Consider the following 20,505-nt stretch of genomic DNA (forward strand, 5'->3'; position numbering starts at 1 on the left):
GGTGGCGGTACGCAGCGCCGACGGGAAAGACTCGTGAAGACTCAGGCATGGGGCCAGTCCTGGCCAGCGGCCACCTCGCGTGCGGTGCGACGCCACTGTGCCTCCCCGCCGGGCAGGGGCCAGGCCCAGGTCGGCTGTTCCGCAGTGTTCAGGTCGTGGAGGCGTCGGGCGAGTTGTGGGCCGGCGGTGGCGGCGCCGTCCGGGACCGTGGGGCCGTGGACGGTGCGGAGTTCGGCGAAGCGTGCCAGTTCGTGCTCGTAGAAGCCCACGGCCTCATCGATGCGTACGCCCAGGTCTTCGCGGGCCACCGTGCGGTGCAGCTGCAGCAGCGGAGGTTCGACGGATTCGGCGATCGCCGCGGCGAGCCGCGCGTGACCGTCCAGGACCAGATGGCAGTCGAGGCCACTGACCCACCACAACAGGAGGGGTGGAAGGGTCCCTTCACGGGCCTGCTTGCGGTACGCCTTGACCCGGCTGTCGTCGGTATCGGGCATCGGCCGCAGCGGCAGGACCTCCCACGAATGAGCATGGAGGAACCAGTCGATGTATCCGTCCGGATGGCCGTCGACGAGCATCGAGCTCCAGTACTCCGCATGCGAAACGTCAGCGTGGCGCCAACGCCCGAACGGACTCTCACAGGAGAGCAGCCATCGGCCCCCGTGCAGCGGGCCGTCCGGGTCCGCGAGGTGCTGGGCGAATCGGTGAGCCCACCGTTCCGGGCTGCCGGCCAGGGCGCGCGCCGCATCGGAGCGCAGCGGCGGAACGAAAGAGCGGTACTCGTCGGTGCGCCAGAAATCAACGCCTTGGAGGTGTTCGTCGACGACGGCGAGCAGCACGGGCCGTGACAGCTGGGAGATCAGCAGTCGTGGCCCGGCGCTGAAGATGCACAGCCCCGGCTGGTGTCGGTCCGGTACGTCCAGGGACAGGCCCACCCACGTGCCGTCATCCCGCGTGACATCGCTGCGCTGCATGCCGAGAGCGTAGACAACTGCTGGTCGGGAGGCGGCCAGCCGGCATGGCCCCAAGCGTTGTACCGGCAGCTGGACTACATGCTGCTGTTCGGCAAATTCGAGACCGGACGCAACCTCGGGAGGTACTACACGCGGCAGGGCTTCACCGTGCTGTGGCCGGGACAGACGATCAACGTCGGCACCCTGCTGGCCGGCATGCCCGGTCCAGCTCGGTGCGGGGGTGGGCGAGACGCTCTTCACCGGTGGCGCGACCGCGTCAGGTGACGGGCCTGGCGGGTTCATGGCGCAGCAGGTCAGGGCGGGCATCGGCCAGGAGAAAGATGCGGTTGAGTCCGGCCACCAGAGCCGGGTCGATGCGGTAGATCCTGGACGAGGCCTCTACCAGAAACGGACTTACCCTCGTGGCCTTTGCCGTGCAGATTGCTGGCGGGTTCGGCAGCGAGCAGATCACCGAAGGAGTGGCCTCGGTGGGCACTGTGCTCACCGACGCTGATGCCCCTACGTGATCAGCCACCGACCTGTAACACGTTCAGCGGAATCGCCTTTTTCTGCTTCCTGGTCGACTCGACGGTGCCATCCTCAATGTCCAAGAAGTGCAAAACGGGCGGGGGCCTATGAGCAATGCATCGAGCACCGGCGGCGGGAGCACCGGCGGGATTTGGCGACAGCCTTCGTTTTATTGGCCTGCCATCATTGGGCCAATAATATCAGGAGTTGTTATCTCCGTCGCCACGGGCGGATTTCCTTCCATGATCGATCAGATATTCGACCCAGGGCCTGGAATAACTACCATTGGCGGGAGGGGCAAGGAGCCGGACGGCTCGTCACCCAACGCGAAAGCTAGCTGGAATCCTTCGGAATCCACATCGCATCCAAAGGGTCAGAGAAAGCGAAAGGCAGGTGACGTTCGAATAAGATTCGGGCCGGCTGGGTGCGGCGGTCGTGACGCTTGGGTAGCTTTCCTTCCACCGGAAAAATTCCGGAGCGGACCTTCACGAGCCTATCCCGACTACTCGACGGGTGCAGATCCTGACGCAACACGAAGATCCATCATCATCCAGCCCAGCAGCAGTGCATCAGTCCAGGTAACCGGTGTGCGGATCAAAATAATCCAACAAGGAGCCCCGCCTCCCCCGTCAGGAGCGACGCTCTTGCATTTCGACGATCGAGATTCCGCTTGCACTCCACCACCACACAACCTCATTAGGGCTACTGTAAATCTTGACAGCCTTGCCAAGATGAAAGAAGTTTCACCGCTGGAAGCGGATAAATTTAAACTTCCGGCCACTCTCAAAGAGGGAGATTTTCTTAATTTTTCACTAACCGCAACTTCCTCTATGCATACCTGTACCTGGATTCCAGTAGTAGATTGGGTATCCAAAGGGGAGGAGCACTCCACCGAAGTGAAAGGCGTAGGCACCCCTTTCAGGACCACGCCATCGAAGGGTTTAAAAGAGGTGGTATTGGTGCCATCAGAGGAAGAGGACGGCTGGATTTATGCGAGAGAACTTCCGGCAACTCCGTGATCCGTACAGCGTATTTCGGTTCATGGAGGCTCCCGCATGGGTTCGACAACACCGTGCGGCTGCGGGATCCAGCTACCCGCACCCCGATCAGCGATCCCCTCACCAGCCACGACGAATCCGCCGTCTACTCGGTGGCCTTCACCCCGGATTCTTCTGTGCTCGCCTGTGACAGGGCATCAGGGCAGGCTTTACGCCTGAGCGGTGCCCGGACGGACGCTGGGCCCGGAGGCCGATGACCGAGCCAACTTGGCAGCGGCCGGACATGCCGCCGGAGCCGGACAGCCCGGTGGTCGCCTACGCTGTCATCGCCGCCGCAGAACACCTCATGCAGCCCCGACAGCGTGACCAGCGCGAGGCGTCGGCTACTCGCGCTGATCGAGCACCTCGGACTTCCCGAGGACCGCACCGGCATGCAGGGACTGCGCGGCTGGGACGTCCACGACGGCGCCGGCACCCACATCGGCCGCGTCATCGGCCGTTCCACCGTCGTCGCTGCCGAGTGGCTCGACACCCTCACGGACGACTGGCTGTTCGCCAAGTGGTCCTGCCGCCGCCTCGAGTGCGCCGTCCACGAGATCGTGCGCCTGCGCGACGACCACGCCGACCAGCGGTCCGCCGCCGACGCCCGTCGTACGGAGCTCCAGCAGTGCGCCGACTACGCCGACCACCTCCAGCGCCACGGCCTGGTCCTCGATGAGGATTGTGACGAGAGGTACGCCGACCGCACCGGTCACGCCACGGAGCCGGCCCGCGCCGCCGACCGGGAGGCTGCCGAGGACTTCGCGACCCTGCTGCGGGACCTGCTCGGGCTGACCCCCGACACGCCCCGCTTCCAACAGGGCCGCGATCAGCACCGCCGTGCCGACCAGCTCATCCGCCGTGCCCGCGAGCGCGTCCAGGGCCAGGTCGCGCTGGAGGGCGACGACATGGACGCCGTCAGCGTAACGCTGCGCAGCACGAACCCCTTCGATCTGGAGGCCACGCCCGAGTGGCTGATGGGCCTGATCGAGAAGTACGCCCCGAGCTCCTGGTAGCTGCGCACCTCGCACCCTGGACCCCCGGGCGGTAGGACGGCAGTCGGGTAGGGCAGCATCTGCTCAGCTATCGCCTGCCTGTGAGGGGTCGTCATGCGTTCTACCCGCCGTGCCGCTTCATCCGTCCTGTTCACCTGCCTGGTGCTCGCTGGCTGTTCTCCTACTTCGCTGGGCGGCTCTGTGCCGTCGGGGAGTGCGAGTGGTGCGGCGGAGCCGTCGGGTGCTGGCGGGGCCGGGCGGGCGATCGCGGTGGGGGCGGGTCCGCAGAAGCACTACACGGTGCAGAAGCAGCCGGCCGCGGGCAGTTGCCACTACCGGTATCTCAAGGGCGAGCCGCTCGAGGACCCGAGGTGCACGCCGGGCGCGGTTTCTCCGGCGGTCACGCAGTCGAATCTGAAGTCGACGATCTGCCGCAAGGGCGGCTACACCTCCAGCATCCGCCCCTCCACGTATGTCACGGGCAAGGAGAAGAAGCTGAACGCCGCCTCCTACAGCTTCACCGGCCGCATGGGCGATGCCGAGTACGACCACCTGATCAGCCTGCAACTGGGCGGGGACCCCAACGACTACCGGAACCTGTGGGTGGAGCCCGCCGACCCGGGCCACAAGAAGGGTTCTGGGGTCAACAACCTGAAGGACCCGGTGGAGACGAAACTGCACACCGCGGTCTGCAAGGGCACGGTCACCCTCGCCGCCGCACAGAAGGCCATCGTCACCGACTGGACCACCGCCCTCATCCGCCTCGGACTCGGCTGAGGCATACGGTGCTGGGCTTCGAGGGCACCATCTTGAGCTCGAAGACGCCTTGGTGCCGTAGAACACGAACGCGACCACGGTGAACACCACGGTGATGGTCTCCATGGTGGTGCCGGGCATCTCCGAGACCACGCTCGCCCACCAGGGCGTCGCGCCCTCCACTCAGCAGAACAGCACGGCGGCCGGCGATGTCGACCAGGCGCCGTTGGACGGTACCGGGGTGCGCGGCGCGGTGGCCGTCGGCCCCCTACTTGCCCTTGGCGAGCTGGTCGACGCGCGGGATGGACAGGCCGGTCCTCTCGGCGACCTTGGCGAGGTTGAGCGTTTGGCGCAGTTCGAGTACGGCGCCCTGCCGGACGGCCTTGGCCTGGGTGAGCGGTGTTGGTGCCCGGCTCGAGGGGCGGCGGCGCTCTCGAAGGGGACCGCGCCGTGAAGGCGGGTGCACATTTTCTCCGGCGAACCTTCACTTCCGTTTGAGCGGCGGCATCTTCCCGCGGGTTGGTGCAGGTGACGTGTGTAAGCGCTCGAAGGGGCACGTGCCAACAGTTTCTGATCTTCCCTTCACTGGCACCTGTAACCCGAGCGCGGCATCAACTGGCCTGTAAGTGAAGGGAGTTGGGGGTGTTAGCGTCGGCACCGGCCGAAGGTGATTGCACTTGCAAGCTCCTCTTGGCCGTCAAACCCCCCATGCACGTGGAGACCTTCATGCACAAAACCTTCATCCGCAGGGCAGCCCAGCCCGATCCGCAGGCCGACACCCCCACCCGGCACGGCCACTTCACACGGCGGGCAGGAGTGCTCGCACTGGCCGTCGCCACCGTCACCGGCGCCGGCCTGGTCTTCTCACCCGGCGCTTTCGCCTACGGACCCGACAGCCCGCCCAGCGCCGCCGACGCCCGCAACCAGTGGAACGACCTCCGCCTCGCCGGCAACCTCCAGCCGGAAGACAACGGCGGAAGCTATGACCGGGCACGCTTCCCGCACTGGCGGACAGTCGGCCCGCCCCCCGGACAGCCGAACCGCAACTGCGCCGCCGACAAGTGGACCAAGATCCGCGACCGGTCCGCCGGCACCGTCAACGGCTGCGAAGTCACCAACGGCCAGTGGCTGTCGGGCTACGACGGCCAGACCGTCACCAACCCCGACATCGACCACGTCGTCCCCCTGCGCGAAGCATGGGTCTCCGGAGCCGACGACTGGACCGACGACCAGCGCGCGATCTTCGCCAACGACGTCGTCGTCAACCTCGTGGCCGTCTCCCCGTCCAGCAACCGCTCCAAAGGAGACAGGGACCCCGGCAAATGGATGCCGGCCCAGAAGCAGTGCGAGTACCTGACCTGGTGGGTCGAGGTAAAGGTCAAGTACGACCTGACCTTCGACAACGATGAGTACACCGCAGTGACCAACGGCCTCCGCAACTGCTGACGCCCTCCGGTGTCCGTTGCTGCCGGTGCCGGCAGTACAAGAGCAACTCGCCGGCACCGGCGGCAACACGGTAGGCACTCCGGTCCAGCAATAGGTGAGCTGGCGCAGGGCCTTGCCGAGGGCAAAGTACCGGCCGCATACGCTAAACTTGATCTTGAGCTGGTCGCCGCAACTTGGGGTGGCTGGTGGTGCGTTGGTGGTCCAAGGAAGGACGCCCCGCTTCCTGCGGGGAGATGCAGGTGCAAGGCCTGCCCGGCGCTCGATATATGGGGCCCGTCCGCACACCGGACGGGCCCTGTTCGTTGCCCGGCGTCAGGGCCCGGCGGCTGCGATTTCCCTGTTCCGGCGTGCGACACGCTCACAGGTGTGGCACCGTGACGGTCAGTTCGATCCACCGTTTTCCCCCGAAGCGGCGGGCCGTTCGCGTTCTGCAGGACTGGACGGGAACACCGGGCTCCCGTCCTTGCCTATGAACGGCGGATCGGACGGAACGTACCCCAGCGCCTGCCAGACGGCCTGGGCGGCAGCGAACTTCACATCGCCTGGACCGGTATCCGCCGGGGCCGTGATGATCTCGGTGATCTCCACGAGAAAGTTGTTGGCGTCGTCCGGCAGTTCCTTCAGCGCGTACCAGGCGCCGTCTTGTGCGTCCGCCGCGTTCCGCGCGTCATCGACGGCTGCCGAACGGTGCCGGCCAGATACGTCCGCACAGACCACGACTGCGGCCTTCGCTGCTGGAGCCAGGCGCACGCCGACCTCGGCGAAACGCGCCCACCTGTTCGTCTGACGCCGTTTCGATGACGGCGTCCTGGTGTTGCCGCTCACCCAGCACCGGGAGACGATGGTTAGTGGGTCCCCTCCACACCGTCTCATCGCACACGCAGGGGCGCATCATGGGCATCTCCGACGAAGAAGTCGCCCGGGCCAAGAACATCAGCGTCGAGCAGTTGAAGTTGCTCCGCGAGACGCGGGGAACTACCAACGAGACCCTCAAGGGCCTGTCCACCGGGGCGATACGCAAAGCGCTGCGCCGGCTGGACTTCCCCGACATGCCCAACGCGCGCGGGCTGTTCAGACTTCAACAGGAACGGGGTGACGACGGGCGGGTCCCCGCTCACCCCTGGGGCACGGCCCGCGAGCAGGCCCGGGCCCGTCTCCACGCCGCCGCGCAGCCGGAGACGGCCGGTGTGCCGACCGGCCCCCATCCCGCGCCCGGCGAGCACGGCGTGACGCCCACGGCGGGGCTGGCGCTCGCTCGCTGGAAGTGGCTCGGCCCCGGGAACATCGGAGGCCGCACCCTCAGCATCGTGATCCACCCGGACCACCCGGAGCGGATGTGGGCCGCGAGCGCGGGCGGCGGGGTCTGGCACACCAGGGACGGAGGCAAGGCCTGGAGGCCCGTGGACGACTTCCTCGCCAACCTAGCCTGCGGGGCCCTCGCGATGGACCCCTCCGACCCGGACACCCTGTACGCCGGCACCGGGGAGCTCCTCAACATCGACGCCCTGCGCGGCAACGGAGTCTTCCGCACCACTGACGGCGCCACCTGGAAACCCCTGCCGGCCACGCAGACGAACGACTTCCGCGCCGTGTCCGGGATCGCGGTGTCCTCGTCCGGCGAGGTCGTCCTCGCGGCCACCTCCACCGGCCTCTTCCGCAGCTCGGACCCGGCGCACGCCGACTGGACACGGGTCCTCGGCGTCCCCGTGGGCACGGTCGTCTTCGACCCCGCGGACAGCGGCCGGGCGGTCGCCGGAGCGCTGCGCGGCGCCAAGGCCTGGTTCAGCGAAGACGGCGGCAAAACCTGGCAGGAGGCGGCCCACAGCACCTGGCGGGGCCGGGTGTCGGTGGCGTACGCGGCGAAGGACCCGGCGGTCGTGTACGCCTCGGTGGAACTGGACGGCCTCGGCGGCATCTGGCGCTCCGACGACGGCGGGCGAACCTACCAGCCCCGGCGCGGCCGCGGCCCGGACGGCAAGCGGGCCGACTACCTGGGCGGCCAGGGCTGGTACGGCAACGCCGTCTGGGCCGGGGACCCCACGGACGAGGACCTGCTCGTGGTGGGCGGCATCAACCTGTGGCGCAGCACGGACGGCGGCGACCACCTGGCCGAGATCAGCACCTGGGAGGTCGCGCCGGAGTCGGCGCACGCGGACCAGCACGTCATCGTGTCGCATCCCGCCTACGACGGGGTGCAGCACAGAACCGTGTTCTTCGGCACCGACGGCGGGGTGTTCATGGCGGACCTGGCCAAGGTGGGGACCGAGCCGAAGGCGCCGTTCGTGCGGGGCTGGACCGAACTGGTCAACAACTACGGCGTCACCCAGTTCTTCGGCGGCGCCGGGAACCCCGTCACCGGAAGGATCATCGGCGGCGCCCAGGACAACGGCTCCCTCGTCCTCGACCCGGAGGCCGGCACCGAGGGGTGGAAGGAGTTCTCCGGCGGGGACGGCGGCTGGTGCGCCTGCGAACCCGCCGACCCAGGCGTCTTCTACGGCGAGTACGTCAACCTGAACATCCACCGCAACACCGACGGCGGCGCCACCGAGGACGACCCGCACCGCTACATCAGCGGAATGTTCTTCAACGAGCAGAAGCACAAGTGGGACTGGAAGCCGGAGCCGTTCCGGATCCCCGACGCCAAGGACGGCACGGCGCTCTTCATCGCGCCGTTCGTGCTGGACCCGAGCGAGCCCGAGCGGCTGCTCGCCGGCGGCCTGGACCTGTGGCGGACCGACAACGCCAAGGCGCCCAACACTCCCACCTCGGGGCCCGCCTGGCACTCGATCAAACCCAGGACCGGCCCCGACGCCGAGGGCAGCGCCCCGATCAGCGCCCTGGCGATCTCGCCTGCCGACTCCGATGTGGTCTGGGCGGGCCACAACGACGGCCAGGTCTTCCGCTCCACCGACGGCACCACGGCCGCTCCGGCCTGGCGGCGCGTCGGGGCGGGTGGCCCGAACCCGCTGCGGCCGAAGCGCTATTGCGCCTGCATCACCGCCCACCCGACCGACGTGGACACCGCCTACGTCTCCTTCTGCGGCTTCGAACCGGACAACCTGTGGGTGACCCACGACGGCGGCGCGCGGTGGGCCGACCTCTCCGGCACGCTGCCCGACGCCCCCATCCGCGCGGTGACCGTGCATCCACGGCGCGACGTTCTCCTCTATTGCGGCACCGAGGTCGGTCTCTTCGCCAGCGAGGACATGGGGGCGACCTGGTCGCCGACCAACGAGGGCCCGACCAACTGCTCGGTCGACGACCTGTTCTGGATGGACGAGACCCTGGTCTGTGTCACCCACGGCCGCGGAATGTTCCAGATCGACCTGTCCGCGGTGTGACGCGGCCGACCGAAGGCGAAGGTGACGACGATGATGCGGAACATGCGCCTGCGCGGCCGGATCGAGGCCGTCCTGGCCGTCGTGAGCGGCCTGCTGTGCCTCCTCACCCTGTTCTGGCCCGAATGGATCGAGGAGGTCTTCGGGGTCGATCCCGACCAGCACAGCGGCGCCCTCGAATGGTCCATCGCAGTCGTCGCCCTGTGCGCCACGGCCGTCTTCTCCCTGCTGGCCCGCGCCGAGTTCCGCAGGGCACGTACGCCGGTCGGAGACCAGTAGCGCGGGAGGACGGCTGCACCGATACCGAGCGGGACGCTGTTCGTGCCTACGCTCGCCGGGTATGGATCACCGCCCAGGAGAGACAGGCTGACACCTGACCGCAACGCGGCAGGAGCGGGCCGGGCCGGTGCAGGCCCTCACCGATGGTGGGGGCCTGCTGCTTTGCCGTGGTGCCGCACGGATGTCCGCCGCGGGCAGTGCCGCTACGGGTTGTCGTAGCGGTCGTGAAGGATCTTGACGGTGTCGGTCCACGCGCTGTCGGCCTGCCCGGGCTGCTGGTGACCTGCGTGGTCGGCCAGCTGCCGGTAGACCGGGTGCATCGTTCCTGCCTCGGTGGTGATCAGGGCGGTGAGCAGGGCAGGGCGCTGGGGTTTGGGGCTGCGGGGGCGAGCGGTGGGCTTGACCCGCCGGAGCACCTGCACCTGATCAGACTCCGGCAGCTCCTCCAGGTTCTTGACCTGGGCACACAGATCGGCGAAGGTCACGGTCTTGCCCATCCGGGCTGCGTGCTCCAGGACGTCCCGGACCGTGTCGGCAAGGCCGGCCGCGTCGAGGCGCGGGGAGTGGGGAGTTGCGGGAGTAATGCGCGGCGCCCGGGTACGCACCGGTGGCTGAGGGGGACGCGGCGCGGGTGCGGACTCCGTCGGAGCTGTCTGCCATGCCTGGACCTGGGAGCGCTGGGCGTCGGTGAGCCAGGCGGAAGCCTGTTCTGCGGCCTGGGCGAGCTGGCGGCGCTGGTGGAGTGTGACAGCCGGAAACCTGCGGCGCTTCTGTTCCGCGAGGTCGCCCAGCAGTCGCTGGACTTTCTGCAGGGCCTTGCGCTCCTGGAAGGTCGGTTCGCGTGGTGTGGGCATGCCGACTGCTCGTTCCAGCCTGAGCAGCGCGTCTGTTGCTGCCCTGATCAGGGCGTTCTCGTCGGCGGTTGCCCCGCCGTGTGTCACCTCTTCCGCCTGGTTCAGCCAGTGACGGATCTCCTTGCGGCTGCGCCCGTCACTGACCGCCTGTTCGAGGGCTACCATGACGGCCGCACGGTCGGGCGAGGGGATGTCGTGTGTCTCCTCGCTGGCCGCCGGCCGCACGGTCGGCCGGGTCTGCCGCTGCGTGGCCTTGGGCGCCTGCACGCCGATGGGCCGCCGGGTGGTCCGCAGTCGGCGGACTTCTTCGACCGCGGGAGTGGTCAGTCCCGCGTCGGTGAACTCCACCTCGTGCAGGTCAAACCACTCGGTTGTGCCGCCATGGCGTTCGGTTCCGACCTGGATCCGGCGGCGGGTGCCGTCCGGGACGAGCTGGATGCGGTTGACGTATCCCTGCCGCAGCAGCACGTCCGGGTCGGACGTCACCTCGGGGCCGAGCACCCGCTGGGCAAAGTCCTCTCCCACAGGTGCGGGTGAGCCGGCGGACTCGGAGAGCAGGACCCGCAGTCCGGTGTGACCTGCAGGGGTGAAGAGCACTTCCCGGCCGATCGAACCGTCGGCCTCGCGCGGGATGGTGGCCGTGGCGGTGATGTCCTGCTCCGCCATCCAGGCCAGCAGCCCCTGCTTGATGTACAGGTGGTCCGCGCTGGAGACCCCGGCCGCCTTCCGGGCACAGGTGGAGGTGTGCTCGGGATTCGGCCCGTGAGCGAAGTGGCAGGCGCGATCGGTGTACAGCTTGGTGAAGAGCTGGTGCCCGCACCCGCCCAGCCACACGCCGCACCAGTAGGTCTGGTCGGCATGGTGTGCCCGGAAGTCGTCGAGCTCTATCGCTTCCATCGGAAGGACCACGGGGAGCTCGGAATCGGCGTGGCCGATCACGGCGGTCTGTACTCGGCGTCTGTCCAGGGCCATGCAACCTCCAGCCGTACGGAGACGAGATCCGTCTCCGGTCGGCGCCCTGCCACACTGCCGGGCGCCCAACTGACTGACGGTACCTCCCGGCACTGACAACGCCAGAGGTGCTGAGGCGCCTGCGCTGCGGTGAGGCCCCGGCCTTCCGAGGCCTCACCGTCTTGATGTGCACCATGCCCTTCGTCGTCCGGCCTGCTCGTACGGGGCTGGCTGGCTCATCGCTTCACCTGGCAGGCACCTACTAGGTACCATCGCTGGTATGCCATCTCTGAACGTGTCCTTCACCGACGAGGAGCTTGAGGGTGTCCGGGCCTCGGCCGCGGCCGAGGGCAAGAGCCTCAAGCAGTACCTGCATGATCTCGGAATCCGTGAGATGCAGCGCAAGCGGTTCGTCGTCGGCGCGGCTGAATGGGCCGATCGGCTGCGTGGCGAGTTCGACGAGGCTTTCCCCGAGGAAGTGCCGCCCGGTGAGCGCGGTGACGGGGCTGCTGCCGCCTGATGCCGCCGCTCCACATCGACGTTTCCTGGCTGCTGGATGTCCAGGAGAACGCGCTCGGTCATGACGATCTGTCCGTTTCGGATTATTCGGCTCTGGTGGCCGCTGTCGCCCGCCACAAGACCCGGCTGCCGACCCTCGCGGCCGCCGACCCGGACGCGGCCTGGCGTGCCGCGGCGCTGCTGCACACGATCGTGCGTCTGGAGCCGCTTCCGCACCGCAACAGTCTGTACGCGGCGTTCATCGCCGCGCAGTACATGGCGCAGGCCGGTGAGGGGATCGATCCCCCCTACGGCGCGCTGTCCGATCTGGTCCGCAAGGTCCGTGACACCCGTATCGGCGTGCAGGACGTCGCCGGTCTGCTGCGCGGCTGGAAGCTGTAGTTTCCGTCCCGCGCGGGATGGCGGCCTTCGCTCTCACGCCGGTGACGGGCCGCCGGGCGGCTGGTTGTTGCGGAGGCGGTGCTGGCGGGTGGTGACCAGGGCGCGCCAGCGGGTGCGGACGGCTGGTTCGCTGTCGAGCCAGTGGATGGCGGGCCCGTCGGGCTGGGGCCGGTCTCCCATGGCGGCCGCGATGGGCACGTAGTAGGCGAAGTCGCCGTTCGCGGTCGCCTGGCGCAGCCGGTCGATGGTGGCGGTCAGGTCGTCCTCGTTGCCGCGTACGGCGTGGTGGAAGGCGAGGGCGGTCTCCAGGAGCGGGGTGAGCCAGGGGAGCCCGGCGACGGTGATCTCGGTGCGCAGCACGGCGGCGTGGCCGGTGATGTCGCGGTCGGTGCCGGCGTCGCGTACGAGGGCGGCGACCTGGGCGAGGAGGGTGGTGGCGCGCTGGTCGGTCCGGGTGAGCAGCTGGTGGGCGAGGGCGAGTTCGTCGTCTGCGCGGTCCGGGTCGGTGAACGAGGTGACCAGGGCGAGGAGGGTCTGGGCGATGGCCTGTTCGCCCTGGGCGTCGTGCTGCTCGGCTTCGGCCCGTGCGTCCTCGAAGGCGGCGATGGCACGGTCCATGTCGCCGTGGGGCCACCTGATGTGTCCCAGGACGCGGTGGTGGCGGCCTTTCCAGCCCAGGGTGGGGACGGCGGCGAGGGCTGTGGGGAAGTCGCCTTGGATGCGGGCGAGGTTGGCCAGGCCGCGGCGGGCGCGCGGGGCGAGGCGGCCGTCGGCGTCGGCGACCTGGCGGTAGCCGTCAAGGGCGGCGTCGGTGCGGCCGAGGTCCTTGTGGGCTTTCGCCCGGTAGTACAGGGCGAGTTCGGCCGTCTCGCCGGACAGCAGACCGGTTTCGAGGACGGTGGTGAGGCGTTCGGCGGTGTGTTCGCGGTGTTCGTGCTGGCGGCGGGCGATGGCGGTGAGGAGTTCGGCCAGCGCGTCGGCGGGTGTGTCCGGACCCGGGACCGGGCCGGGGGATGAGCTGGCCCCGCCGGCCGGGGCGGGGGTGGGCGGGGCGACGGGTTCCCAGACGGAGTCGTCGGTGTAGGCGAAGGCGGCCTCGGTGAGCCAGCCGGGGTCATCGAGGCCGTGGTCGCGGGCCAGGCGCAGGCACGCGACGAGGAGGGTCCGGGCGGGGACGACGGCGTCGGTGTCCTGCCACTGCCGGCCCAGCGCCACCAGGGCACGTCCGGCGGCCTGGTGCCAGTCGGCTGCGGTCCAGCGGTCGTCGGTGTGGTCGTCGGCGGTGCGCAGCGCGGTGCGGATGGCGCCGTGCAGGTGGTACGGCCAGATGGCCTCAGGGTTTTCGCTGATCATCGGGCGTTCGGCGAGCCTGCGGGCCGCCGACTGGTGGGGGAGGCCCGCCGCCTGGGTGGCCAGGTGCAGGTCGAAGGCGTCCAGCAGGCTGACGCTGCGCAGGACGTGGCGTTCGTCGGTGGTGAGGTCGGACAGGGTGCGCGCGATGAGGGCGGGGAAGGTGTGGTCGAAGTCGGCGGGCTGGGGGTGCGGCCGGTGCGACGGATCTCCAGGAAGCGGGCAACGGCCAGGTCCAGGTGGAGCGGCAGTCCGTGGGAGCGTTCCGTGACGACGGTCCGGATGCCGGGGCCGATCAGCGGCCGGCCGTCGTGGGTGAGGCGGCGGGCGAGGTAGGCGTCACAGTCGGGCGGCGAGAAGTCGCCGATCAGGTGCTGGCGCTCGCCTCCGGCAGCCCGTGCCGGCTGCCCCGGACGGGCGGCCAGGCCTGGCCAGGCGTCGGGGCCAGTGCAGTCGAGTTGTCCCTGCAGGGCGGGGTCGGCCCACGGCAGGCGGTTGCGGCCGGAGATGACGAAGAAGACGTTCGGCATCAGCCACACCAGGCGTTGCAGCAGCCGTTCGGTGTCGCGGTGGCGGTCACCGGTGTCCTCGAAGGTGTCCAGCAGGACGACCGGCGTCACCGCGTGCTTGGCGGGCAGGCGGCTGATCTCCCATGCCAGCAGGTGCGGATAGTAGGAGAGCGCCTCGAGGTCGGGGTCGGCTTCCAGCAGCGCCGCCGTGCGGGCGCAGCCGGCCAGGGCCCGGGCCCGCTCGCGCCGCTCACGCAGGGCCGTGACGAGTGCTACGGCGACCTGACCCGCCGCCGACCCGACCATGCCCGGCAGCTGGAGCGCCCCGGCGGCCTGGCTGACCGCTTCCTGCAGCTGCTGCGGCAGCAGCTGCCCGAACCGCCCCACCAGGCCGGTGCGCCGCACGTACTCTTCCAGCGGCTCGCCGGGGTGCTGGGCATCCCAGTAGCGGCGCAGCGCCAGGTCGAAGCTGGGCAGGGGCCGGCCGACGACGGAGGCCAGGGCGAGCCTCCTGGTATGCGAGTTGCCGCTTTGCGCCTGTCAAGATCACCCTACCAGAAAGATCCGATCGGGTTAAAAAACGAGTTAATAGCTAGGATAAATTCTGCTAGGGTGGGGGTACGGAAGGAGATCCACCACATGGCATCCGAGGAAGAGCTGTTTGCGAACATCGACGCACTGCTGGAGGAGGAGCCGCAGCTTCCGCCCCCGGCGGAGCGCGCCCGGCTGCGTCAGGCCGCCGGGGTCACCCAGGCCCGCCTCGCGACCGCGTTGAAGACGACCACACAGACGGTGAAGAACTACGAGAACGGCCGCTCAGAGCCGAAGTCGCCGCGTCTGGAGGCGTACCAGCGGCTGCTGACCGGCTGGGCAGCGAAGTACCCCGCGCACGCCGTCGCCGTCGCTCCGGCCGTTACGCCACAGCCTGTGTCGCTTCCGGAGACGTTCACCGGCCCGGCCGCGCCCGAGACGCCCGAGGCGGAGACGGGCCCCGTGGAGGCACCCGCCGCCCCGGTCGCGCCGGAGCGTCCGACCGCGCGCCCGGCGACGTCGTCGCGTCGCCCGGCCGCGAAGAAGGCTGCGAAGCCCGCCGTCGACTCACGATTCCCGCACGGTCCACTCGCCGTACTGGACGGTGACGGCTCCGCGTACGGCGTGGGCGGCATCGTGCTCGACTGCCCGGCGACCACGGTGGTGGAGCTGGTGGAGTGGACGCTGCGCGAGTCCGGCCTCGGCGCGGCGAAGCTCAACCGGTACGGCAAGGACTCCGACCCGCTGATCGTGCTCACCGCCGCGGCCGCCGTGAAGCTGGGGCTGCCGGAGCACCTGGAGGGCCACGAGCAGCGCCGTTCTCTGCGCCTGCCCGAGGACCACCCGGTGGTCAAGCAGGTGGCGAAGGCGAAATGGCAGTTGACGCAGCGCGGGTTCGGCCCGTGGGCGCGGATCTACCGCAAGGCGCAGGGACGTGAGCGGCAGTGCGTGCAGCTCGCCATCCTGTCGTGGGACGCCCTCGATCCCCGGTCGTGGCCCGGCGTCTGTGAGATGGAGCCGGCCGACATCGCCCGCGTCCTCGGTGTCTACGCGACCCGGGTCATCACCCCGCGCGGCTCCACAGCCGTCTCGGGCCTGGAGTTGATGACCGCGCTGCGCCCGCCGACGAAGGCCGTGCAGGACCCGACGACCGGGAACTGGGTGTCCGGCCACAACGCGGGCTCCCTGGGCACCGAGCCGATGGACCCGGCGCCGCCGGAAGCCACCCCGGAGCACCCCGTCGTCGTGAACTCCGGCTGGACCGGCGGCTTCCTGAACGAGGAGGCGTACCAGTGGGTGCGGTCGGTGGAGTCACGCTGTGATGAGGAGTGCGTGCTGCCCTTCGCGGTCGGCCTGGACCTCAACACCGCGTTCCTCGCCGCCGCGGCCCGCCTGGTCGTCGGCCTCTCCGCCCCCGACCACTTCCACACCCCGACGTTCAACCCGAAGATCCCCGGCTCCTGGCTGGTCGACCTCTCCCACATCGACCTGGACCCGCGCCTGCCCAGCCCGTTCACCCCGGACGGCACCCGTCCGGCGGGCCCGGCCTGGTACCAGACGCACACCGTCGCCTACGCCCAGGAGCTCGGCTACGACGTCCACCCGATCGAGGCGTACCTGCGCCGCGAGACCGGCGCGTACCTGGACCCGTGGCACGACCGCCTCAAGACCGCCTACGTCGACACCCTCGCCGACCTCGGCGTCACGAAGGACCTGGACGACCGGCAGTTCCTCGCCGCGATGGAGCAGCACAAGCAGATCGACCCGGCCCTGGCCGCCGTCCTCGGCGCCATCAAGGCCACCGTGAAGGGCGGCGTCGGCAAGCTCCGCGAACGCCCCCAGGGCAAGCAGTACAAGGACGGCGAGCCGTGGCCGGCCATGCAGCGCCCGACTTGGCGCCCCGACATCCGCGCCGCCGTCATCAGCAAGGCCCGCGTCAACATGCACCGCAAGCTCAACAACATGGTCAAGATGACGGGCCTGTACCCGCTCGCCGTGCTGTCCGACTGCGTCGTCTACCCGTCGCCCGGGGAGAGCCCGCTGGACTTCCTGCCGTACGCGGCGTCCGGGAAGCCGCAGCCCGGCGGATTCCGTCTCGGGCCCACGCCGGGCCTGGCGAAGCTGGAGGGCGTCCAGTCGATGCTGTGGGCGGTCGACCTGATGGAGAAGGGCCTCAACCCGGCCCGCCACATCAAGGGCGGCGACGCCGTCCTCGACGAAGGAGAATAACCGGTGGGCGAGATCGACGACGCGATCGAACGCGCCGACCGGGAAAGCTTTACCCGCGAGCCGCCGAAGACGTTGAAGGGTCAGATCGGCTACCTGCTCAAGCAGTTGGGCAGCGCCAAGGCCGTCGCGCAGGAACTCGGGGTCACCGCCGACTCCGTCAACCGCTACCGGCGCGGCGCCCGCAAGCACGCCCGCGCCGACGTCGCCGCGAAACTCGACGACGCGGTACGGCAGCGGTGGCAGCCGCAGGTGCGCAAGCGCCGGCAGAAACAGGCCGCGACCTCCGGCGGCATCACCGTGGAGACGAGGGCCCGGTTCGGGTACACCGCACCGGTCGGCACGACCGACGACGGACGCTTCCGCCGACTGACCGTGCACCTCCCCCCGGCGTACGCACAACGCCTGTTCGACGCCCGCAACGCGGGTGCCAGCGACCAGCAAATGCGTGGGATCATCGCCGAAGGATTTAAGGAAATATATTTCCAGGACGGCGGAGGGCGCGCTACAGGACTCTCAGACGTCGAAATCAATGACATCGACTACCTCGATCTGGATTACTGACTAGAAGCGAATACATGACCGGGGGAGACGAAATGCTGAGCCGAAGCACGATAGTTGTCACTAAGGCAGGCGTGTTGTCACCAAGACCATCCGGAAGGGGCAGGCAGGGCTGATCATCAATGTGCTGCCGCATCGCAGTTGGCAGATTAGCGACAGGAAATCTAAAGAGCGCGGTCCGGTCGGGTCGTGAACCGGCCGCCTTGGCCACATTTCCAGTCAACAGGAAGTTGAAGGGAGCCCCCGTGGTAGCCATCTCGATCGGCGGAACGCCAGATGCGGGACCTGGGAGACGAGTTACCTCGGATCATGGTCGCTGGGCATCTGGAGCCGCTGTTCCGGCTGGCAGGGGAAGTCCCGTTCGACAGCACCCGAATTATCAAGAAGGGCTGAGCCTCACGGGCGCCACGACTCAGCTGGGCCGCCGCGCCGGGCAATTCGCCGGTGAAGAACAACCACTGCCAGATGGTCCACAGGGCGACGCTGGAATGGTCGGCGGATATCCGAGCCACCGTGAATGCTGCCACTGCCACCCCGCCCGGAGCGCCACGAATTAGGCGTTGGCGGTCAGTTGCAAGAGCAGTGGGCTACAGCAGTCAACTTGGCGCCGGTGTCAGGTTCCGCAGCATGGCAGCGCGGCCAGCCCCATGGATGCTCCCGGTCCAAAAGATTTTTCATGGCATGGCTGTCGCGGCCTTGGAAGGATTCTTGAATGCTGTACACCATAATTCTCGCCGCACGCCAAGCGGTGAAAATATCTAGTCGATGATGAATGAGAGTGAGAGTATAGAAGCAGTCGCACTGCGAACGGTTCATAATTCCGATCTGTGCACCATCCCAACCGATATTTTCGGCAGCCTGGCGCCGTCCGACGCCCAGCTCATAGTCTTCGAAATGTAGAATAGTGTCTCGAAAAACTTTGAGGCAACATGCACTTTCGTCGAATATGGAGATAACCTCACTTTGGTCGCCGCTAGTTAATTCGTCAACAAATGCTGCCGCCTGGCGTAAATGCCACAGGGAAATAACTGATAGGTCGGTACTGGCGGTCCGCTCGTCAAGCCTTCCTTGACATTCCTGAATCAAGTTGGCGCTCAGATTACGGACGGAAAAATCAGACGCCCACCACCAATGAAGAATATATTTCCATGCTTCGTACAAGTCGCCCTTGCCAAAGGTCTGGCGCCAGTCTTCTATCGCTTCAGCGCGCTGCCCGCGTCGTCGGTTGCTTGCCACCTGACCATGTTGCCCAAGTTTGGGCCTAGCCATCCAACGGGCGGCAAGATGCGCGGCGGCGCCCGGGCGATCTCGTTGGGGCGCGGACGAAGGGCGGGGAGCTACAGCTGGACATCGACGGCGCGGAGCACGAACGGCGCCGTGCCGCCGGACTGGGTGTCGCCACTGGGTACGGCTTCGGCGGCCTGGACGTACTGATGGCGCTCCCGCACGGCCTTCCCGTCCCGCTCAAGGCGCTCACCGATCACCAACGCGCCTACGTCTCGCGGGCCCCGGCCGGGATCTGCACCGTCACCGACGACCAGGTCGTCCGGCACGTCACACGGCCGTGCCGGGTGCGGCTGGCCACGGTGCGGGCGGCGAGCGCCTCCCAACTGGCCCTGGACGCGGCGGACAAGTTCGCGACCATCTGCGCACGCCGGGTGATCATCACCAGGCCGCCCAGCGTGCACTTCCCCGAGAAGCTGCCGGAGTTCGGCTCCTACGGCATTGGCGTCTGCCTCCAGCACCCTGGCGGGGAACTGGAGACGCTGGTGGAGCCACGGCCGTGGCGGGTGAAGCGGCACTCATCCGAAGCCTGGTGGTTCGCCGAAACCGCCTACGGCCACTTCCTCACTCAGCAGTCACCACCGGCCCCCGCACTGTCGCCGACGCTCTGATCCGGTAGGAGGGATCTGTCCCATGCCCGCATCCACGGCCACCCCGCGCGCGTACCGTGACGGTACGACCCGCCGGCACAGGGCTTCGGCGTGGTCGCCGGGCATCCGGTTTGTGACGGTCCGCCAGGTTGGTCGGCCAGGGAGAGCGGAACAGGCACGGCTTCCAAGATCATGGAGTTCTCGACGCCCCGTGACCTGCCTGGAAGACCGTGCCTGCCGAAGCATCATCGCTGATCCCGCCTGCCCTTGACCAACTCCGCGAGCATCCAGAGGTCGCGCCGGAAGAAGTGCCCGGACTGCTGGGCCGCCTCGCCCAGGTGCCCGATCCGCGTGATCCCCGTGGAGTGCGCCACGCTCTGGTGGGCGTCCTTGCCCTGGTCGCCTGCGCGGTGCTGGCGGGGGCGACGTCACTGCTGGCGGTCGGCGAATGGATTACCGACGCTCCGCCCCACGTGCTGGAACACGTCGGCGTGCGACTCGACCCCCTGTTCCCCAAACGGTCCCTGCCTGCGGAAACGACGGTCCGACGACTGCTGGCCCGGATCGACGGCGACGCATTGGACCTGGCGGTCGGCCGCTGGCTCGCCGACCGCCGCAACCGAACCCGGGGCCGGCTGCGCGGCCTGGCGGTCGACGGCAAGAGCCTTCGCGGAGCGGCCAGGGCCAACGGCCGCAAGATTCACCTGCTCGCAGCCCTGGACCACACCACCGGCCTGGTCCTGGCCCAGCTGGACGTCGGCGAGAAGACGAACGAGATCACCTGCTTCCAGCCGTTGCTGGAGACCATGGCCGACCTGGCCGGGGTGGTCGTCACCAGCGACGCCATGCACACCCAACGCGAGCACGCCGACTACCTTCTCGGCCGCGAAGCCCACTACATCGTGATCGTCAAGGGCAACCAGAAGAAGCTCCGCAAGCAGCTCAGATCCCTTCCGTGGACAGAGATCCCGCTGCAGGGCCGCGTGAGGGGCATCGGCCACGGACGCTCGGAGATCCGACGGATCAAGGTGGTCACGGTCAACAGCCTGCTCTTCCCCGGAGCCCGGCAGGCCGTCCAGATCAAGCGCCGCCGCACCGACCGCAAGACCGGCAAGACCACCATCAAGACCGTCCACGCCGTCACCAGCCTCACCGCCGAGCAAGCCAACCCCGCCCAGCTGGCGACCCTGATCCGTGATCACTGGCAGATCGAAGCTCTGCACCACGTCAGAGACACCACGTTCGCCGAAGACGCCTCACAGCTGCGAACCGGCAACGGGCCCCGGGCGATGGCCACTTGGCGCAACCTCGCCATCGGCACCCTGCGACTGGCCGGCGCGACCAACATCGCCGCAGCTCTGCGACACAACGCCCGCAACGCGGACCGCCCGCTCGCCCTGCTCGGCCTCAAGTGATCACG

21 protein-coding genes are annotated in these 20,505 nt (G+C 68.5%); 13 read left to right on the forward strand and 8 right to left on the reverse strand.

Annotated features, from left to right (window positions below; genetic code table 11):
• Positions 1-41 precede the first annotated feature (41 nt).
• Together ACW4TU_RS45445 and ACW4TU_RS45450 are read right to left on the reverse strand one after the other, a co-directional pair.
• Positions 42-971 (reverse strand): hypothetical protein, encoded by a 930-nt coding sequence (locus tag ACW4TU_RS45445; protein WP_457430938.1) that lies wholly within the window; start codon positions 969-971, stop codon positions 42-44.
• Between the two features lie 256 nt (positions 972-1,227).
• A complete protein-coding gene (locus ACW4TU_RS45450) occupies positions 1,228-1,455 on the reverse strand; it encodes a hypothetical protein (protein WP_457430940.1) in 228 nt (75 codons plus the stop codon).
• Positions 1,456-2,209: 754 nt separating this feature from the next.
• Between ACW4TU_RS45450 and ACW4TU_RS45455 the strand changes: the two genes are divergently transcribed.
• The 5 genes from ACW4TU_RS45455 to ACW4TU_RS45475 all read left to right on the forward strand — a co-directional run bounded on the left by ACW4TU_RS45455 (position 2,210) and on the right by ACW4TU_RS45475 (position 5,712).
• Positions 2,210-2,497 carry a hypothetical protein gene (locus tag ACW4TU_RS45455; protein ID WP_457430941.1) on the forward strand — a complete coding sequence of 96 codons (288 nt, stop codon included), beginning with the start codon at positions 2,210-2,212 and terminating at the stop codon, positions 2,495-2,497.
• A 341-nt stretch (positions 2,498-2,838) separates the two neighbouring features.
• Positions 2,839-3,531: a hypothetical protein gene (locus tag ACW4TU_RS45460; RefSeq protein WP_457430943.1), complete on the forward strand. Its 693-nt coding sequence runs from the start codon at positions 2,839-2,841 to the stop codon at positions 3,529-3,531.
• A 93-nt stretch (positions 3,532-3,624) separates the two neighbouring features.
• Positions 3,625-4,287, forward strand: coding sequence for a hypothetical protein (locus ACW4TU_RS45465; protein ID WP_457430944.1), 663 nt, complete (start codon positions 3,625-3,627; stop codon positions 4,285-4,287).
• A 79-nt stretch (positions 4,288-4,366) separates the two neighbouring features.
• Positions 4,367-4,720 (forward strand): hypothetical protein, encoded by a 354-nt coding sequence (locus ACW4TU_RS45470; RefSeq protein ID WP_457430946.1) that lies wholly within the window; start codon positions 4,367-4,369, stop codon positions 4,718-4,720.
• Positions 4,721-4,992: 272 nt separating this feature from the next.
• Complete coding sequence (locus tag ACW4TU_RS45475; protein WP_457430948.1) at positions 4,993-5,712, forward strand: HNH endonuclease family protein; 720 nt, start codon at positions 4,993-4,995, stop codon at positions 5,710-5,712.
• A gap of 381 nt (positions 5,713-6,093) precedes the next feature.
• On the opposite strand, the gene ACW4TU_RS45480 is transcribed toward ACW4TU_RS45475, so the two are convergent.
• Positions 6,094-6,537, reverse strand: a complete 444-nt coding sequence (locus tag ACW4TU_RS45480) for a hypothetical protein (RefSeq protein ID WP_457430950.1) — start codon at positions 6,535-6,537, stop codon at positions 6,094-6,096.
• A 68-nt stretch (positions 6,538-6,605) separates the two neighbouring features.
• On the opposite strand from ACW4TU_RS45480, the gene ACW4TU_RS45485 reads away from it, so the two are divergent.
• On the forward strand, positions 6,606-9,053 hold the full coding sequence (locus tag ACW4TU_RS45485; protein WP_457430952.1) for a beta propeller repeat protein: 2,448 nt from the start codon (positions 6,606-6,608) through the stop codon (positions 9,051-9,053).
• A gap of 30 nt (positions 9,054-9,083) precedes the next feature.
• Positions 9,084-9,329, forward strand: a complete 246-nt coding sequence (locus ACW4TU_RS45490) for an ABC transporter permease (RefSeq protein ID WP_457430954.1) — start codon at positions 9,084-9,086, stop codon at positions 9,327-9,329.
• 203 nt (positions 9,330-9,532) lie between these two features.
• On the opposite strand, the gene ACW4TU_RS45495 is transcribed toward ACW4TU_RS45490, so the two are convergent.
• Complete coding sequence (locus ACW4TU_RS45495) at positions 9,533-11,155, reverse strand: serine/threonine-protein kinase (protein ID WP_457430956.1); 1,623 nt, start codon at positions 11,153-11,155, stop codon at positions 9,533-9,535.
• A 259-nt stretch (positions 11,156-11,414) separates the two neighbouring features.
• On the opposite strand from ACW4TU_RS45495, the gene ACW4TU_RS45500 reads away from it, so the two are divergent.
• The gene (locus ACW4TU_RS45500; protein WP_457430958.1) at positions 11,415-11,654 is read left to right on the forward strand and encodes a hypothetical protein; all 240 of its coding nucleotides are present in this window, start codon (positions 11,415-11,417) and stop codon (positions 11,652-11,654) included.
• On the forward strand, positions 11,654-12,034 hold the full coding sequence (locus tag ACW4TU_RS45505; protein WP_457430959.1) for a toxin Doc: 381 nt from the start codon (positions 11,654-11,656) through the stop codon (positions 12,032-12,034). Before ACW4TU_RS45500 ends, ACW4TU_RS45505 begins: the two co-directional genes overlap by 1 nt.
• A 33-nt stretch (positions 12,035-12,067) precedes the next feature.
• On the opposite strand, the gene ACW4TU_RS45510 is transcribed toward ACW4TU_RS45505, so the two are convergent.
• Entirely contained in the window at positions 12,068-13,387 is a 1,320-nt protein-coding gene (locus tag ACW4TU_RS45510) for a tetratricopeptide repeat protein (RefSeq protein WP_457430961.1), read from the reverse strand.
• Positions 13,384-14,298, reverse strand: a complete 915-nt coding sequence (locus ACW4TU_RS45515; RefSeq protein WP_457430963.1) for a hypothetical protein — start codon at positions 14,296-14,298, stop codon at positions 13,384-13,386. Before ACW4TU_RS45515 ends, ACW4TU_RS45510 begins: the two co-directional genes overlap by 4 nt.
• Positions 14,299-14,532: 234 nt before the next feature.
• Here ACW4TU_RS45515 and tap point away from each other — a divergent pair, with 234 nt between their 5' ends.
• Positions 14,533-16,653: a telomere-associated protein Tap gene (gene tap, locus ACW4TU_RS45520; protein WP_457430965.1), complete on the forward strand. Its 2,121-nt coding sequence runs from the start codon at positions 14,533-14,535 to the stop codon at positions 16,651-16,653.
• 3 nt (positions 16,654-16,656) lie between these two features.
• A complete protein-coding gene (gene tpg / locus ACW4TU_RS45525) occupies positions 16,657-17,214 on the forward strand; it encodes a telomere-protecting terminal protein Tpg (protein ID WP_457430967.1) in 558 nt (185 codons plus the stop codon).
• Between the two features lie 564 nt (positions 17,215-17,778).
• On the opposite strand, the gene ACW4TU_RS45530 is transcribed toward tpg, so the two are convergent.
• Entirely contained in the window at positions 17,779-18,447 is a 669-nt protein-coding gene (locus tag ACW4TU_RS45530) for a hypothetical protein (protein ID WP_457430969.1), read from the reverse strand.
• 197 nt (positions 18,448-18,644) lie between these two features.
• On the opposite strand from ACW4TU_RS45530, the gene ACW4TU_RS45535 reads away from it, so the two are divergent.
• Positions 18,645-19,106, forward strand: coding sequence for a hypothetical protein (locus ACW4TU_RS45535; RefSeq protein WP_457430971.1), 462 nt, complete (start codon positions 18,645-18,647; stop codon positions 19,104-19,106).
• Between the two features lie 224 nt (positions 19,107-19,330).
• Here ACW4TU_RS45535 and ACW4TU_RS45540 read toward each other — a convergent pair whose 3' ends face one another.
• Complete coding sequence (locus tag ACW4TU_RS45540; RefSeq protein ID WP_314254458.1) at positions 19,331-19,459, reverse strand: hypothetical protein; 129 nt, start codon at positions 19,457-19,459, stop codon at positions 19,331-19,333.
• Here ACW4TU_RS45540 and ACW4TU_RS45545 point away from each other — a divergent pair.
• Positions 19,451-20,500, forward strand: coding sequence for an ISAs1 family transposase (locus tag ACW4TU_RS45545; RefSeq protein ID WP_457430874.1), 1,050 nt, complete (start codon positions 19,451-19,453; stop codon positions 20,498-20,500). The genes ACW4TU_RS45540 and ACW4TU_RS45545 overlap by 9 nt on opposite strands.
• Positions 20,501-20,505 lie beyond the last annotated feature (5 nt).

This window comes from Streptomyces kryoterrae (assembly GCF_054072135.1).

Excerpts from the sequence above, each read along its gene's own strand:
- ACW4TU_RS45445 (WP_457430938.1), bottom strand. The coding sequence starts at position 971 with ATGCAGCGCAGCGATGTCACGCGGGATGACGGCACGTGGGTGGGCCTG.
- ACW4TU_RS45455 (WP_457430941.1), top strand. The coding sequence starts at position 2,210 with ATGAAAGAAGTTTCACCGCTGGAAGCGGATAAATTTAAACTTCCGGCC.
- ACW4TU_RS45465 (WP_457430944.1), top strand. The coding sequence starts at position 3,625 with ATGCGTTCTACCCGCCGTGCCGCTTCATCCGTCCTGTTCACCTGCCTG.
- ACW4TU_RS45475 (WP_457430948.1), top strand. The coding sequence starts at position 4,993 with ATGCACAAAACCTTCATCCGCAGGGCAGCCCAGCCCGATCCGCAGGCC.
- ACW4TU_RS45485 (WP_457430952.1), top strand. The coding sequence starts at position 6,606 with ATGGGCATCTCCGACGAAGAAGTCGCCCGGGCCAAGAACATCAGCGTC.
- ACW4TU_RS45490 (WP_457430954.1), top strand. The coding sequence starts at position 9,084 with ATGATGCGGAACATGCGCCTGCGCGGCCGGATCGAGGCCGTCCTGGCC.
- ACW4TU_RS45495 (WP_457430956.1), bottom strand. The coding sequence starts at position 11,155 with ATGGCCCTGGACAGACGCCGAGTACAGACCGCCGTGATCGGCCACGCC.
- ACW4TU_RS45500 (WP_457430958.1), top strand. The coding sequence starts at position 11,415 with ATGCCATCTCTGAACGTGTCCTTCACCGACGAGGAGCTTGAGGGTGTC.
- ACW4TU_RS45505 (WP_457430959.1), top strand. The coding sequence starts at position 11,654 with ATGCCGCCGCTCCACATCGACGTTTCCTGGCTGCTGGATGTCCAGGAG.
- ACW4TU_RS45510 (WP_457430961.1), bottom strand. The coding sequence starts at position 13,387 with ATGATCAGCGAAAACCCTGAGGCCATCTGGCCGTACCACCTGCACGGC.
- tap (WP_457430965.1), top strand. The coding sequence starts at position 14,533 with ATGGCATCCGAGGAAGAGCTGTTTGCGAACATCGACGCACTGCTGGAG.
- ACW4TU_RS45535 (WP_457430971.1), top strand. The coding sequence starts at position 18,645 with ATGGCGCTCCCGCACGGCCTTCCCGTCCCGCTCAAGGCGCTCACCGAT.